The organism is Ferroacidibacillus organovorans, assembly GCF_001642725.1.
Lineage (GTDB): Bacteria > Bacillota > Bacilli > Alicyclobacillales > SLC66 > Ferroacidibacillus > Ferroacidibacillus organovorans.
In genome coordinates this window covers 1-15,973 of record NZ_LSUQ01000009.1, presented here as the reverse complement: position 1 = coordinate 15,973, position 15,973 = coordinate 1, and the positions used below count along the sequence as shown (strand labels likewise).

13 protein-coding genes and 1 pseudogene are annotated in these 15,973 nt (G+C 49.8%); 9 read left to right on the top strand and 5 right to left on the bottom strand.

The features are described from left to right. Positions 1-80 precede the first annotated feature (80 nt). The 9 genes and pseudogenes from AYW79_RS04755 to AYW79_RS04710 all read left to right on the top strand — a co-directional run bounded on the left by AYW79_RS04755 (position 81) and on the right by AYW79_RS04710 (position 11,384). Positions 81-3,770 carry a nitrate reductase subunit alpha gene (locus AYW79_RS04755; RefSeq protein ID WP_067562531.1) on the top strand — a complete coding sequence of 1,230 codons (3,690 nt, stop codon included), beginning with the start codon at positions 81-83 and terminating at the stop codon, positions 3,768-3,770. Next, positions 3,760-5,238, top strand: a complete 1,479-nt coding sequence (gene narH / locus AYW79_RS04750) for a nitrate reductase subunit beta (protein ID WP_067562344.1) — start codon at positions 3,760-3,762, stop codon at positions 5,236-5,238. The genes AYW79_RS04755 and narH overlap by 11 nt, the downstream gene beginning before the upstream one ends. A gap of 13 nt (positions 5,239-5,251) precedes the next feature. Next, the gene (gene narJ / locus AYW79_RS04745) at positions 5,252-5,842 is read left to right on the top strand and encodes a nitrate reductase molybdenum cofactor assembly chaperone (RefSeq protein WP_067953386.1); all 591 of its coding nucleotides are present in this window, start codon (positions 5,252-5,254) and stop codon (positions 5,840-5,842) included. Then, positions 5,763-6,659 (top strand): annotated as a pseudogene (gene narI, locus AYW79_RS15170) (respiratory nitrate reductase subunit gamma). The gene narJ and the pseudogene narI overlap by 80 nt, the downstream one beginning before the upstream one ends. A 10-nt stretch (positions 6,660-6,669) precedes the next feature. Beyond that, a complete protein-coding gene (locus AYW79_RS04730) occupies positions 6,670-7,161 on the top strand; it encodes a hypothetical protein (RefSeq protein ID WP_067562336.1) in 492 nt (163 codons plus the stop codon). Positions 7,162-7,284: 123 nt separating this feature from the next. Continuing rightward, on the top strand, positions 7,285-8,691 hold the full coding sequence (locus AYW79_RS04725; protein ID WP_067562332.1) for a class II fumarate hydratase: 1,407 nt from the start codon (positions 7,285-7,287) through the stop codon (positions 8,689-8,691). A gap of 160 nt (positions 8,692-8,851) precedes the next feature. After that, positions 8,852-9,415: a GNAT family N-acetyltransferase gene (locus AYW79_RS04720; protein ID WP_067562329.1), complete on the top strand. Its 564-nt coding sequence runs from the start codon at positions 8,852-8,854 to the stop codon at positions 9,413-9,415. A 286-nt stretch (positions 9,416-9,701) separates the two neighbouring features. Next, on the top strand, positions 9,702-10,319 hold the full coding sequence (locus AYW79_RS04715) for a DUF2239 family protein (RefSeq protein WP_067562326.1): 618 nt from the start codon (positions 9,702-9,704) through the stop codon (positions 10,317-10,319). A gap of 174 nt (positions 10,320-10,493) precedes the next feature. Continuing rightward, positions 10,494-11,384, top strand: coding sequence for an alpha/beta fold hydrolase (locus tag AYW79_RS04710; RefSeq protein ID WP_067562323.1), 891 nt, complete (start codon positions 10,494-10,496; stop codon positions 11,382-11,384). An 819-nt stretch (positions 11,385-12,203) separates the two neighbouring features. On the opposite strand, the gene AYW79_RS15165 is transcribed toward AYW79_RS04710, so the two are convergent. The 5 genes from AYW79_RS15165 to AYW79_RS04685 all read right to left on the bottom strand — a co-directional run bounded on the left by AYW79_RS15165 (position 12,204) and on the right by AYW79_RS04685 (position 15,890). Beyond that, on the bottom strand, positions 12,204-12,386 hold the full coding sequence (locus AYW79_RS15165) for a cold-inducible protein YdjO-related protein (protein WP_079291010.1): 183 nt from the start codon (positions 12,384-12,386) through the stop codon (positions 12,204-12,206). A gap of 112 nt (positions 12,387-12,498) precedes the next feature. Then, positions 12,499-12,693 (bottom strand): cold-shock protein, encoded by a 195-nt coding sequence (locus AYW79_RS04700; protein WP_067562317.1) that lies wholly within the window; start codon positions 12,691-12,693, stop codon positions 12,499-12,501. A gap of 831 nt (positions 12,694-13,524) precedes the next feature. Beyond that, positions 13,525-14,712: an MFS transporter gene (locus tag AYW79_RS04695; RefSeq protein ID WP_067562313.1), complete on the bottom strand. Its 1,188-nt coding sequence runs from the start codon at positions 14,710-14,712 to the stop codon at positions 13,525-13,527. After that, entirely contained in the window at positions 14,699-14,998 is a 300-nt protein-coding gene (locus AYW79_RS04690) for a GNAT family N-acetyltransferase (RefSeq protein WP_067562311.1), read from the bottom strand. Before AYW79_RS04690 ends, AYW79_RS04695 begins: the two co-directional genes overlap by 14 nt. 196 nt (positions 14,999-15,194) lie before the next feature. Further along, positions 15,195-15,890 (bottom strand): ArsR/SmtB family transcription factor, encoded by a 696-nt coding sequence (locus AYW79_RS04685; protein WP_067562525.1) that lies wholly within the window; start codon positions 15,888-15,890, stop codon positions 15,195-15,197. Positions 15,891-15,973 lie beyond the last annotated feature (83 nt).

Genomic DNA, 15,973 nt, shown 5'->3' with positions numbered 1-15,973 from the left:
CCTGGTTGATTGGATGCTATGAATTGCTGTCGCTGACAAAGCGTCAGTCGCTTGACGCAAATGCGAAAGGAATGACGCTTGTGCCGAAATCAAAGAAATCACTCCTTCAGGGCTTGAATCACCTGCGACGAGGCGAGCGATTCAATCAAAATTGGTCGGAACATAGTCCTCGCTCTCGTGACTGGGAGGATCTATACCGTAACCGTTGGCGTTTTGACAAAGTCGTCCGCTCAACGCACGGGGTGAATTGTACAGGGAGTTGCAGTTGGAAGATTCATGTGAAGGATGGCATCATCGCGTTTGAAACGCAGCAAACAGACTACCCATCCTTGGGCCCCGATGTGCCGGAATACGAACCTCGCGGGTGTCCCCGTGGCGCAAGTTTTTCCTGGTATGAATACAGCCCACTTCGAGTTAAGTACCCTTATGTAAGAGGGGATTTGCTTGATTTGTGGCGACAAGAGCGAGGGACTGGACGTGATCCGATCAGCGCTTGGCGTGCTATCGTAAACGATCCAGTAAAGCGTGCCGCATACCAACAGGCGCGCGGCAAGGGGGGGCTTGTGCGCTCTTCGTGGGAAGAAGTCACGGAAATGATTGCGGCGGCTTCGATTGATACGATTAAAGAGTACGGGCCTGATCGGGTCACAGGCTTTAGCCCGATACCCGCAATGTCGCAAGTGAGTTATGCGGGTGGATCACGGTTTCTATCCCTGATTGGAGGTACGATTCTTAGTTTTTATGACTGGTATGCGGATCTTCCACCGGCATCTCCGCAGATCTGGGGGGATCAAACCGACGTGCCGGAGAGTGCGGATTGGTATAACTCATCTTACTTCATCATTTGGGGCACCAACCTCCCAATGACGCGCACGCCAGATGCACACTTCATGGTGGAGGCTCGCTATAACGGGACAAAGGTAGTCGGTGTCAGCCCGGATTATGCCGAATACGTAAAGTTTGCAGATCAGTGGCTTCCTGCCAAAGCGGGTACGGACGCGGCTCTCGCGATGGCCATGACGCAAGTCATCTTGCAGGAATTCTACGTTGATAAAAAAACAGAATACTTCGATGCCTATGTCAAACAAAACACCGATTTGCCGTTCTTGGTGACGCTAGAAAAGAGAAATGGCGCGTTTGTTTCCGGCGCGTTTTTGCGAGCCTCAGAAGTGGGGTTGGAGAGCGAGGAGCGGCAAGGGGACTGGAAAACCGTGCTGTGGGATGAGCTGACGAATCAGCCGGTCGTTCCAAAAGGCAGCATCGGCTTTCGCTATGACAATTCTGATCAGTGGAATCTTCGCATGGAAACCATTCATGGATCGCCCATCTCGCCGCAACTGAGCTTCCTGAGTGACGCCGATGATACGTTGATGGTTCAATTTCCGTGTTTTGAGGATACAAGAGCTCGAGTGTTGGAGCGAGGCGTGCCTGCCAAGAAACTCGTCAACCGAAAGGGGGAAGACATCTGGGTTACCACCATTTTTGACTTGATGATGGCGCATGTCGGTGTCCGCCGCGGATTGTTGGGTGACTATCCGGCATCTTACGACGACCCGTTGCCGTACACACCTGCCTGGCAGGAAGCGATTACCGGTGTGGATCGAAACCTGGTTCTTCAGGTGGCGCGCGAGTTTGCAGACAACGCGGAGCGCACGCATGGGAAGTCAATGATCGCGCTTGGCGCAGGAACCAACCACTGGTATCACAGTGACATGATTTATCGGTCGATTATTAACCTGGTGCTGCTCACGGGTTGCCAAGGCGTGAACGGGGGTGGATGGGCGCACTATGTGGGACAGGAAAAGGTTCGCCCGCTCGAAGGTTGGTCAACGATTGCGTTTGCAACAGACTGGAATCGACCGCCGCGTCAGCAAAACGGAACCTCTTTCTTTTATTTCACCACCGACCAGTTTCGCTATGAAGAGTTGGAGACAAAGACCCTTGGATCGCCTCTTGGCGGCCGTTTTCAGAATATGCATCCAGCAGATATGAATGTCTTGGCAGCGAGGCTTGGTTGGTTGCCCTCCTTCCCTCAGTGGACACAGAACTCCCTCGAGGTGGTTCGTGACGCAAAGACTGCTGGTGCACAAACGGCCGAAGAGATTGCGGCGCATGTCGGCAAGAAGGTTGCCAACGGCGAAATTGATTTTGCGATTGAAGATCCAGACAATCCGCGGAATTTTCCGCGTGTATTCTTTGTCTGGCGTTCGAACCTGCTTGGTTCAAGCTCAAAAGGCCATGAGTATTTTCTAAAGCATCTTCTGGGGACAGATGGTCATGTACTTGGGGAGGAAGCGAATTGGCAACCGCAGGATATCCGTATGACAGATCAAGCACCGAAAGGAAAGGTAGACCTGCTCATCGATATCGATTTTCGGATGACGGGAACGGGTCTTTACTCGGATATTGTTCTACCTGCCGCAACCTGGTACGAGAAGCATGATCTGAGCAGCACGGATATGCACCCATTCATTCACCCGTTCAATCCGGCAATTTCTCCGCCCTGGGAGACGCGCACAGATTGGGTAGCGTTCCGAAGTATCGCTGAGACGTTTTCCCGACTCGCTAAAGACCACTTACCGGCGCAAGACGACCTGGTGATGGCTCCGCTCAATCATGACTCTCTTGATGAGCTGTCGCAAGTGGGCGGAAAAGTGCGCGACTGGCGCAAGGGGGAAGTCGAAGCGATTCCTGGGAAGACGATGCCAAAATTTGTGCTTGTCCATCGGGATTATCCGCATGTGATCGACATGATGACGACGATGGGCCCGCTCTCAGAGAAAAGCTATGGGGCCAAAGGAATTGCGATCTCCGGTGAACACGCCTATGCAGAGCTCACAAAGCGGGTAGGTGTTTCCAAAACGGAAGGTCCAGGGTTTGGCCGCCCCCTTATCCGCACAGAACGTCAGGTTGCAGAAGCCATTCTCACCCTCTCAGGCGCGACGAACGGCCATCGCGCCGTTGAAGAATGGGAAGCCCTGAGCAAATTTACAGGCCTTGATGTAAAAGATGTTGCAGCGGGTCATCGTGAGACGGCATACACCTTTGAGGATCTCACGGCACAGCCGAGGCTCTCGCTGGCAACGCCCGTCTGGAGTGGACTTGAAGGAGAAGGCCGCCGCTACTCGCCCTTTACGTCGAATGTGGAATATCGAATACCATGGCATACATTGACGGGTCGCCAGCATTTCTATCTTGATCATGAAGTGATGCTTGATTTTGGTGAAGGGTTGCCGCTCTATCGTCCGCCGCTTGGCATTCTGCCATTTCAGGATGGAGACGCACCGGTGGATGATCAAAATGGTCAGACGGTCATGGTTCGTTATCTTACGCCCCATCAGAAATGGGGCATTCATTCCACCTACTCAGATAATCATCGGATGCTGACGCTTTTTCGCGGTGGGCAGACCATCTGGATGAGTGAAGAAGATGCAAAAAAAATCGGCATCAAGGACAACGCATGGGTTGAAGTGTACAACCGTAATGGCGCCATCGCTTGCCGCGCGGTTGTGACGTATCGGCTGCCGCCTGGCATCGCCATGATGTATCATGCGCAAGATCGAACCATAGGCGTTCCAGGCAGCACCATCACGGGTGACAGAGGCGGGACGCACAACAGTGTAACGCGTATCATTCCGAAGCCGACGCACATGATCGGCGGTTACGCACAACTCAGCTATGGATTCAATTACTACGGTCCAACGGGACATCAGCGGGACGTCATGACAGTCATTCGTCCGCTTAAAGAGGTGAACTGGCTTGAGGATTAAAGCGCAAGTTGCCATGGTGATGAATCTTGACAAGTGCATTGGCTGCCACACCTGCAGTGTGACCTGCAAAAATACTTGGACCAACCGTCCAGGGGTAGAGTACGCTTGGTTTAACAATGTGGAAACACGTCCGGGGCCTGGCTACCCCAAGCGCTGGGAAGACCAAGACAAATTTCGCGGCGGATGGACAATGAAGGATGGAAAGCTGCGTTTGCGAGCCGGCGGTGCGATTGCAAAACTAGCCAATATTTTCCACAATCCGGATCAGCCTACCCTAGACGATTACTACGAACCTTGGACTTATGATTATGAAAATCTGACAGACAGCCCCAAGAAAAAACATCAACCTACAGCCCGTCCGCGCTCTCTCCTGACAGGCCAGTTTATCGATCGTCCTGTGTGGGGTCCAAACTTTGATGACGATTTAGCAGGTGGATCTGAAATCGCGAGCCTTGATCCAAACTTGCGCGAGATTGAGGAGCATGTGGCGTTTACTTATCAACAGACGTTTATGATGTACTTGCCCCGCATCTGTGAACATTGTTTGAATCCAGCCTGCGTCGCAGCGTGTCCTTCTGGCGCCATTTACAAGCGCGATGAAGACGGAATTGTGCTTGTTGACCAGGATGCCTGCCGCGGGTGGCGTTTTTGTGTCAGTGCATGCCCATACAAAAAAGTCTATTTTAACTGGAACACCCACAAAGCAGAAAAGTGCCACTTCTGTTATCCGCGCATTGAAGCAGGTCTGCCGACGGTGTGCTCGGAAACCTGTGTAGGGCGCATTCGCTATCTCGGTGTGATGTTTTACGATGCGGACAAGATTCGTGAGGCTGCTTCAGTGAAGAACGAGAAAGATCTGTATCCAGCGCAATTGGATGCATTTCTTGATCCGTACGATCCGGCTGTCATTGTGGCTGCTCGTGAAGCGGGCATCAATGAGGCTTGGATTGAAGCGGCGCAGAATTCACCGGTCTACAAGATGGCCGTTGAATGGAAGGTTGCATTGCCGCTTCATCCGGAATACCGCACCATGCCGATGGTCTGGTATGTACCGCCGCTGAGTCCGATGATGACCCACGTACAGAACGAGGATTCCATGTCTGCCAATGCCTATCTCACGGTGGTAGACGATATGCGAATCCCTGTTGAGTATCTCGCGTCCATCTTGTCTGCAGGCGATACGGATGTCATACGCCGAGCGCTGATTCGCCTTACGGCAATGCGTGCCTTTATGCGCGCATCACGGGTCGGGGATATGGACGGTGAGAAACTGCTCAAAGAGTCAGGTCTGACAGCGGATCAAGTGATGGCGATGGCCCGTTTGTTTGGCGTGGCGAAGTACGACGAACGCTTTGTCATTCCAACCGCCGAGCGCGAGACAAACCCAGACCTCGCTTATGCGCAAGGTGCATGCAGCCTTGAAGGAATAGCGCCGCCGGAAGGCGTTTTGGCGCCAATGAAACGGTGAGGGGGATGCAAAGATGACGCTGCAAGAGCGACTGAAAATCGCCTCTGTCCTTTTAGCATACCCGGAGAAGTATTTTTCGGAGTTTATTGAAGAGATTGACACTTCTTGCAAAGAAACAGAGGATGACCGGGTGCTGGCAGCTGTGGATGCGCTCGCGCGGGTACCGACTTCAGAACTGCTCCGTTGTTACGTTGCTACGTTTGATATGCAAGAATCCACTGCACTGTATCTCACGGCTCATGAACTTGGCGATAGCAGAGAGCGGGGGGATGCTCTGCTTCGGCTACAGGCACTCCTCCAAAGTGCGGCATTTGAGCCACTCGAGGGAGAATTGCCTGATTATCTGCCACTTCTTTTGGAGTTTATTGCAGAAAAACCGATTGGAATGCCGACGGATGATCTGGAATCAAGACTCGCTGTTGTCTGCCAGACGATTTACGAGCAACTCGACGAAAAGCACCCATACCGAAAATTGTTTGAGCTAATTCGTGATTGTTTGCCAAATGTCCTAATTTCATTGCAGGATGACTCGGGTTCAAACCGTTCAAAACCTGTCGTGGAGACAGATTTGGACAATCTGCCATACCCATTGGGTTACGATTGACAGATCGATCGACGACGGAGAGCGAAGGAGGGAAACAGCAATGACTCAATTTTGGTGGTTGATTTATCCATACGTGACACTTACGATACTCGTCGTGGGTACATTGTACCGGTACGTATTCAGTCAACGCAGTTGGGGCTCTAAGTCGAGCGAGATTCTCGAGAAGCGGTGGCTTCGCCCTGGAAGTCTCATGTTTCACTGGGGAATGCTGTTTGTCATTGGCGGACATGTGATGGGGCTGCTTATCCCCATTGGGGTTTATCAGGCACTTGGCGTTTCAACAGAAGCGTATCACCTGATGGCAGATATCGTCGGTGGAATGGCTGGCCTTGCAGCCACGATGGGATGATTCATCTTGATCATGCGGCGGATTGTCAATCCGCGCGTTCGTCGCAATTCTACGCCTTCTGATTTCGTAGCTCTCGGTCTATTGTTTCTGGTGATCGCTCTTGGCGCTTCGCAAACGGTGATTTCCAACAATGTCTTTGGTCCCTACGAGTATCGCTTGACGGTTGGTCCATGGATTCGAGGGCTGATCTTTTTTCATCCCGACATGCAGCTCATGACGCATGTCCCTCTGCTGCTGCAGATTCACATTATACTCAGCTTTGCCTTGTTTGCTGTCTCGCCGTTTACCCGTCTGGTTCACGTGTGGAGCGCGCCGATTCGCTATCCAAGCAGGGCTCCAATTCAGTATCGGTCACGCTTCGGAACGTTCACGAGTCCAAAATCCCGTCGAGCAAATTTTGATTTGAGTGAGAGGGTCAATGGGAGTGAATCGTATCAGGTCGCATCTCGCAGGACAGACATGGATTGAGGTGATATGTGTGAACAAACGTCTGATCGCGCTCGGTATCACTGCTGTTATCGTTTTATCGTTGGTTGGATGCTCGACTGAACAAAATACATCGCAAGTAAAAAATAACACAACAAAGCAAATGACCGTAAAGATCGACAGTTCCTTAGCCATGTTGCAGGATAACTACTTTCAAGCAAATGCAACGGTTGATAAATTTTTGAATGATTGGCTCACGCTTGACGGTAAAGATGGCATCGCACTCTTGAACTCAAAGGCCAAACAAGGTAAATCAGCTGCACAATTAGAGCATTACTTTACATTCGTACCGCCTGGTCATGAGAGCTACGAAGTCGTTGGATACAGGAAAGTCTCAAACAACGAGTACCAATTCTACGTTTGGATGTATGGAACCGCCATGGGATTGTATGGATCAAACGGGCGTCCTCGCACCAATCCCGAATTTATAACCGTTATAAAACAGAATAACAAATGGAGTATCAATAATTTGCCCAATTTTTAACTGAATCGCCGAAACGTTTGATACAAAATTTGATGGCGCATTGTTTATTGGCATCGTGAAGTAGGTATCGTACGGCCATTCAAGAAAGGAAAGTGTAAACTATAATGGACAGGAGTGATGAAGATGGTAAACCGGATGAGAACTGTGCGTGACTCCCTCGGCGAAATCGAAATCCCCATGGACGCCTATTACGGCGCGCAGACCGCACGCGCCATGGCTAACTTTCCGATTAGCGGGCTTCGGCTGCCACCGGCCTTTATCCGAGCGCAGGGCATCGTGAAGTGGGCGGCGGCCCGGGCGCATGCGAATCTTGGAATGCTTGATGCAGCGAAGGCAGATGCCATTTGCCAAGCTTCCGATGAGGTGGCGAAGGGGACGCTTGACGAGTGGTTTCGTGTGGATGTGTATCAGGCCGGCGCCGGAACCTCCCAAAACATGAATGCCAATGAAGTGATCGCCGCGCGGGCGACAGAAATTCTGGGAGGCACGCGCGGCGGCACCCTGCTCGTTCATCCGAACGACGATGTGAACAGGTCGCAATCCACCAACGACACGATTCACATCGCGATGAACATGGCTGGACTGGATCTGCTGACGCATGAACTCGCCCCGGCGCTTGACAGCCTCGAACAGGCTCTCGAGGAGCGCGCTCGGGCTTTTGCGCACATCGTTAAATCAGGGCGGACGCATCTGCAAGACGCGGTGCCGATGCGTCTGGGGGATGAGTTTCGTGCCTATGCACACAATATCCGGCGGCACCGTCGCTGGGTTAAACAAGCGGCCGACGAACTGTTGGCCATTGGATTCGGAGGAAACGCGGTCGGCACAGGCATCAATACGGAGCCCGCATTCGCCAATCTCGCCGTCCGGCATGTGGCCGAAAAAACGGGGCTCGCGTATCGACTGCCGGATAATCCGTTTATGTTCAATCAAAACCCGGACGAGGTCGTGCTGGTCAGCGGCGCTTTGCGGAGCCTCGCACAGGCGCTTGGCCGGATCGCAAACGATCTGCGCCTGCTCTCCTCCGGGCCGCGCACCGGCCTTGCCGAATTAATTTTGCCGGTGGTTCAGCCGGGATCGTCCATCATGCCTGGTAAAGTGAATCCAGTCATCGCAGAGATGCTGAACATGGTAGTCTATCAGGTACTGGGCTGCGATACGACCGTTGCCCAGGCGGGGGCGGCCGGCCAACTCGAACTGAACGTGATGATGCCGGTGATGGCAGCCAATTTTCTGCACGAGATCCATATCTTGGCGCATGCGGTGCAGGTATTTGCGGACGCTTGCGTACGCGGCATCACGGCGGATGAGAGCCGTTGTCGCCAATATGCGGAAAACTCACTATCACTCGCTACGGCGCTGAATCTCGAACTGGGATATGAGCAAGCTGCCAAGGTGGTCAAGCATGCGTTGGCCAATGACATGTCTTTGCGTAGCGCTTGTCAGACGCTCGGCATCCCGGAAAAAATCTATGCGCGCGCTCTCGATGTGGATGCGTTGTCGTTGCCTGTGCGAGAAATGCCCGAGTGATCACAGGCTAGACTCAGGCGAAAGTGAAGACAATACTACACCGTGCTGTCAATTCATTTCGCGAATTAAACACGGCAACGTATGCAGACTTCGCGCAGAATACATTCAGTTCGTAAAATCGATGTTAAATCACACTGGGATAATGGATTGGAGGTCTCGTATGAACATTCGTCTATTGGTCGATGGTGATGCCGAAATGTACAGGGAGGTTCGGTTGCGTGCATTGAAAAATGACCCTGATTCATTTGGTTCAACCTATGAGCAAGAAGCAACCAGACCTTTGGGGAATTTTATAGAGAGGATACGACATACGAGAGATCAATTTACGTTGGGATGTTTTGACGACAGCGACATATTAGTTGGCATTGTCAATTTTGTACGCGAGAACAGGCTTAAGACAGCACACAAAGGGAATATTTATGGCATGTACATAGAGCCTCAACTTCGAGGACGGGGGGTAGGAAAGGCCCTATTGCTAGCCCTTATTGAAAGGGCAACAAAAGAATGTGAAGGGTTGGAACAGATTCATTTAACGGTCGTGTCGAATAACGAATCAGCAAAACGGCTATATACCACACTGGGATTTGAAGTTTACGGTGTAGAACCGCACGCCTTGAAGTTTGATGGACATTATTTTGATGAGGATTTAATGGTTTTAAGATTAGCGATCTCAAACGAAACGACGCTAGAGTGCAGTAACAGCCACGTCTGTGGTGTAGTGTGATGATACGAGCAGGGAGCGCGGCACTATTTGTAGTTTCAAGCAGAATCGACATAGCGATTTCACTGAATTTTCGATACCATTTACCCACAAATGTTTCGATTGGGCAGATTAACGGTAAAACACAGCATGTAAATAGCCTACAACAGCGCGGTTTCTCGTAGATCGCGTTTTTTTTTTTTGCTTTGATTCACTCCATAACGAAAAAAATATATTTTACCTGGGTAATATTGACGCATTATTTTATACGGGTATAATTAGTGCAGGCATTCAGATGGGGAGGTGCAGCATGAGAAATGACCTAACGTACTTTTACTGCACGGCATTTCTTTGTGGTAGAGTCGTCGCTAGTGGTTCGTTACAGTACGTTGTTTCTACAGTGAAGGATGCTCTGGATGACAGAGACCTCACACAGTTGCTTATATTTGACGATTCCACGGGGAAGCAAATCGATGTTGATTTTCGAGGGAAGACAGATGACGCGCTCAAACGATTAGGAGAACGGTTAGGTGACTTGGCCGGTACGGAAATGAATCATCAGCCTGCACGGCGGGCCGGTCGACCTAAGCTAGGGGTTGTATCCGGTGAGGTTACGTTATTGCCACGGCATTGGGAATGGCTCAAGAGTCAACCTGGAGGGGCGTCGGTAACATTACGAAAACTCGTTGATGAGGCTCGCCGTGTAGGAGGAAAACAGAGCAAAATACGAGAGTCACAAGAAGCAACATATCGCTTTATGACGGCTATGGCCGGAAACTTCCATCAATACGAAGAAGCACTGCGGGCACTGTATGCTGGTGATTTGGATCGGTTTTACCACTTCATCGATGACTGGTCACCTGATATTAGAAACCATATCAAAAGATTAGCCGCTAATGCATTCCCTCAAGAAGAAATGAATGAATGAAAGCGTGTGGGGGCGTAGAGGATTTGGAACAAAAAATAAGAACTACGGATGATTGGTCAGGAACAGAAGACCCTGAAAGAACTGATCGGGCATCGGACTGCAGCAATCGAGGATTCACGATTTCTTTCTATGGCAGAACTTCCGATACCGAATTGATTAAAGGAGAACATGACCATGGGCATTCTGAAAGCCAACGGCGTTGATTTGTCTTATGACAGTTTTGGTAATGAAAACGACGAGGTTATTATTCTAATCGCTGGGCTTGGAACCCAGATGATACGATGGACGGTTCCGTTTTGTCGGATATTAGTAGCGAGGGGCTTTCGCGTGATCCGCTTTGACAATCGGGACGCAGGTTGCTCGACGCACTTTAGCCATCATCGTGCGCTGGATTTCAACGAACTGGAGGCCGCTCTTATGTCGGGAAAACGACCGGACATTCCCTATACCCTCGATGACATGTCCGCTGATGCTATCGGACTGCTCGACGCCCTTTCAATTGACCGAGCACATTTCGTTGGCAGGTCGATGGGCGGAATGATCGCCCAGTGTGCGGCCAGTGAGTACCCTGAACGGGGTTTGTCGCTAACTTCCATGATGTCCAGCTCCGGTAATCCCGCTCTTCCGCAATCTGCCCCGGATGTCATGGCGATGATGACTAAACCGGCGCCAAACCCATTCGAGGATGAAGCAGGATTTTTGGCGAACAGCCTCTCTTTTGCCAAACGTATCGCGGGCACCGGCTATCCGTTTGAAGCGGATGCTCATCGGGCGCTCATTCTGGAGGAAGTCAAGCGAACCTACGATCCAGGCAGTGTCGGACGACAAATCGCAGCGATCGCTGTCTCCGGTGACCGTCGTCCGCGGCTGGCAACCCTAAAAGTACCAGTACTTGTCATTCATGGAGTGGACGATCCCCTGTTCGTCCCGGCGTGCGGCGAGGACACGGCTTCTGCCATCCCGGGCGCCGAGTTGATGTTGGTTGACGGCATGGGACACGATTTGCCGCACCAACTGTACAAAGTAATCACTGATGGTATAGAGCGAACGGCTCGTCGCAATTAATACGCGCTGTGGTTGACAACTAAAAAGTTGACCACTCCAAAAATCCAATTCCTGTTACGCTGTAGTTGCTGATGCTACACGTGAACAGGAGGAAAGGACATGTTTGGAATGGTCCATAAGAAGTATATCAGGAAAAGGCATCTTGTGGATGGTTGGTCGATTAGAGAACTGAGTAAACGTTGTAAAATCTCACGTCAGACGATTTGAAAGATGCTTCAGGACGCTGACATACCCAAATTTCAATTGAATGCGCCTCGACCTGGTCGAGTGATGGAGCGCTGGAAGCCGATTATTGAGACTTGGATACGCGATGATGAATTGCCCGGTGTTCCTAAGAAACAGCGACATACAGCAAATCGAATCTATGAACGTTTGTGCCAGATACGGTAGGATACACCGCATTGGTGACAAACGATAATGAATATTGGCAGGAGTGGGAACGGCCAAAAGGTACGAAGGACAAGGCATTTAGGATTCAAGAGGGAGCGGTCCTGAACGACATGTTGAAATGGAAAGAGGATACTGCAAGGAGTACCATTGATTCTTTAGGTGTCACTTTGTATCTCGCAGGTAAGAATGTGATGAATTGGTCGGACTACTCAACACTTCCGTAGACCACTTTTAAGCTGTTGGTGAACCAAGTCACTTCGAAACAATAAACCAGGTCTTGCATGGCGTTCTACGGACAATGCCTGTTTTTCAATCCAGCCAATTTATCAGTGTGGAGGAATTTGTACGAAATACCGCATCGCTTGTGTCGCGGGCTTCTTACAGTTTCGGGCAGCAGTTCGCAATAGCGCGTCTCCGACGAAAGTAAGCTTATTCAATCCGAATATTTTTTGCTTCACTATTCATAAGCCCTTTACACAAAGGGCAATTTGGTTCGACCACATGAACGAACTCTTGTCTTGACCAACAATTGCATTCTGAACACTGCCAAATAACAACGTCCGCATAGACGTGTTCAGAAGCGGGCTTTCTCCTATTATTATAGTAGCTCATTAATTTGCCTCCTTTCCTAAAAAATGGGCGAACGATTGAGTAATACTAAAAGGAACTGCCCTTAAGGTATTTAAGCAACACCTTACGGACAGTTCCTTGATTATTAAAGAAATTAAGCTACGTTTTCAGCTTGTAATCCCTTTGAACCTTGCACAACGTCAAAGTTTACACGCTGTCCTTCTTCCAAAGAACGATAACCATTTCCTTGGATAGCGCTAAAATGTACAAATACATCATCGCCGTTCTCGCGAGAAATGAAGCCAAAGCCCTTTTCCGCATTAAACCACTTTACGATTCCTTGTTCCATATTATTTCCTCCTCATGCCCTTGGCACGAACCAATTTATTCACAAATTACATACAAAATCAAAGGCACAAAAGTCGTTTTTCTTCTGCAATCTGAAGTGAAAGCAGAGAAAAAACGGCACATTAAAACCACACCTTCAATCCGACGCACATCTGAACTATTTAATTTTACTGTTTGAGCAGTGGAAAGTCAATGGAATTTACTTGGAATTTTAAAATATTTCAAGTGATTCCCCATATGTCCTAGATAGAGAGCCATCAGGGCTAATTCCAGGTACCTCCTTCACGCTGCGCTGTGGTAAATACCACGAATAGCCTGTATGAGTTCCGTAGAGGCTAAGGTTCTACACATAACAGTTACAAACACCGAGATAACTTTCTGATAATGCTAAGTAAACTGGTTTCATCAGTTAACAACAGAACAAAAAGCAAACTGCTAGGTGATAAGTTGTGTCCGGTATTATGTGTAAAAATGCGTAGGCTCGAGACTACGTAATAGCTCTATCAAATAAGATGAGCCATTCGATTTGCTCTGGTAGAATGGGTGTGTCAAGTACTCACTCTCAGAAGGAGAATCCAAAGGATTCAATCCCAGCCCATATTGCGCTTGGGTCCCGTCTGGCCAAACAAACCAAACCGCATCCATGCAAGGGTGGGATCGCACGAATCGCGAGATGAACGGAAGAGCTTCAAGTCCTCGGAAGGCGATGAAAGGACAAGAGACCCTTTGGACAGAGGAAAAACGAAATTACACACAATTACGAACTTGACCTGTATATCCGTGTAATGTGAAAGGCGACCCTGATGTTCCAGAATCGCGCCCTTTAGTCTCGTCACGGGGATGTATAACTGGATCTGGACCAAGAGAATACCGATGCGATGGAAAATAGGAGTCCAACAAAGACATAGGGCAACAAGTGATTTAAATTGTACAGGTTTGTGCCGACGAGAGGTCCCACAGCAGTACCAAGTCCCTGTGAAGCACTTATTCGACCAGCGATAGCTCCTTGTTCATTTTGCTTTACGGCTAACGAAGCACCTGATGTCGCTCCTGGTAACACGAATCCAATACCTACACCTAAAAGAATGAACCCAGCGTAAACAGCTACCATGAAAGCGTGGAACATTAGGCTAATGGAACACAAGAGGAGAGTTGGCGTACCGATAAAGAGAAGCATCTTAGAAGACAGCTTCATTTGCCAAACAAAGATTAATTGCGACGTTACCGACACTACGCCAGTAAGCATGAAGAGAAGCCCGACCGTTTCTGCAGTTTGGCTTGCAGTAAGGTGAAAGTGAGATTCAACGAAAAAGCCTGTGGTTACCTGTATTCCAAGGACCGACGCCTGAAGAGAGGCAACCATAAAGAGAAATTTCCAAACACGTCTATCCAAAAACTTGACTTTAACCGCAGGACTATTGATTGAAATCCGTGTCGCTTGTGTATTTGGAAGACCCAGAAAAACCCCTAAAAAACCTACCAAAGGCAGCACAGAACCTATATATAAAGGATTCATTAGATGATGCGATGAGAAAACTCCTATTCCAGGTCCGATGATCGAGCCGAGTCCACTCGCCATCCAGATCAACGACACAGCTACAGTTCTCTCGTTGCCGTGCGTTGTATCAGCGATGTAGGCTTGTGAGGCAATTGGAACTGTTGAGAAAAACAGTCCAGAAATAAGTCTAATAAGCAAAAGAATAGAAAATAACAACATGGGGTTGGGGCGATGTGATAATCCCCAATCCCCAACAAGCCCAAACGATAGGTAAAGAAAGCCGCAACTGCCCAATCCAATGAGCATTACATTCTTTCGTCCGAGTGTTTCACTTTTTCGGCTCCAAAAAGGGCTGGCGACGAGCCACATTAGCGACGAAAGCGTAAAAAATAACCCAGTCTGAACGGTGCTCATCCCAGTTTGCATTGCCAATGGTGCCAACACGGGATTAATTGCGTTACCGCAAGAGTATTGGAAAAGTACGGCGATAAAGATAACAAAGGGCGGTTTAAGAGATCTCATTCATCAATTCTTCTTCCGCACGTTTGTGCTCAGGCACGATACCTAAGCTAATGGCACCCAGCAATTCACTGTCGAATGTACGAACAATCGCAAACGCATAAAGACTGCTTTTCTCGGCGGCTTCATGAGTGCGTTTGATCCACGCCTCGGCGGCATCTTCTGGATATGGATATGGAATGTGCAAGGTCGTTTTCGCTATATCATAGTCGCCAGCAAGTTCGCGTACTCTTTTTGCGTCATCAATAGCAAATGGTCTCAAAATTAAATTGTCGGAGTAGAGATTCACCAGTCAGACACCCTCCTCCACTTGGTAAATTTCCACAATTATAACTGATTATCGGGCTGCTGTGTTCATCTTCGCCCATTGTCACTGGCTGAACTAACCTGCCCGAAATCTGAACAATCCTATCACATTTTCACGATTTGTTTGGGCGTATAACGGGAGTTTCCAATCAGAATCTTACGGTGCCTCGTATCACTCGTCAACGCTCATCCTCGACATTCAATCCCAATTCCTGTGCCAGTTTTTCTCTTCCCATTGTTGTAACGACAATGGATCGTCGGACGGGACCTCTGCGGATCCAGTCCAGTTCCAACAGGCGTTTTGTCACCGCTAGCGCGATAGGTCCCGCCATGTGATGAACCCGTTCGGTCCAATCTACATGCCTAGGAACGGAGGCTCCGTGTTTTTCGACGACCTTTTCCGCGATTCCAAATGTCTCAAACCACTTCGCACCGAGTGGGGTTACGATATACCCGTCTTCTCGGTCCGCCAAGTATCCCTTGTTTCGCAAAGCGTCCGTGAACGCGACGCCAAATCGACCCGCAATGTGGTCGTAACAGGTCCGTGCGAAACAGAGTGCGGTCGCTTCAGTCGATTGGCGCAGGGAGCGTACGGGCGTGGGTGGGGACAGGGACGATATGGACTCGAGTGCCTTCGCTACGTCGGGACCCGCCAGTCGATAATACCGATGACGTCCCCATGCCTCCATGGTGAGGAGTCCTCCGGCCACCAATTTTGCAAGATGATTGCTGGCCGTTTGTGGTGACACGCGGGCCAGTTTCGCGAGTTCTCCTGCAGGAAGAGCCTGCCCGCCAAGGAGCGCCATGAGAATCGTTGTTCTCGTCACATCTCCAATGAGCGACGCTACTGTCGTGACATTGCCGTACAGAGTCATCCAATGAACCTCCCATGCGCTCTTTGATTGCAGTGTACCATCGCAACACTTCGATGCTACGTGAAATTTCCGCATGATACGAT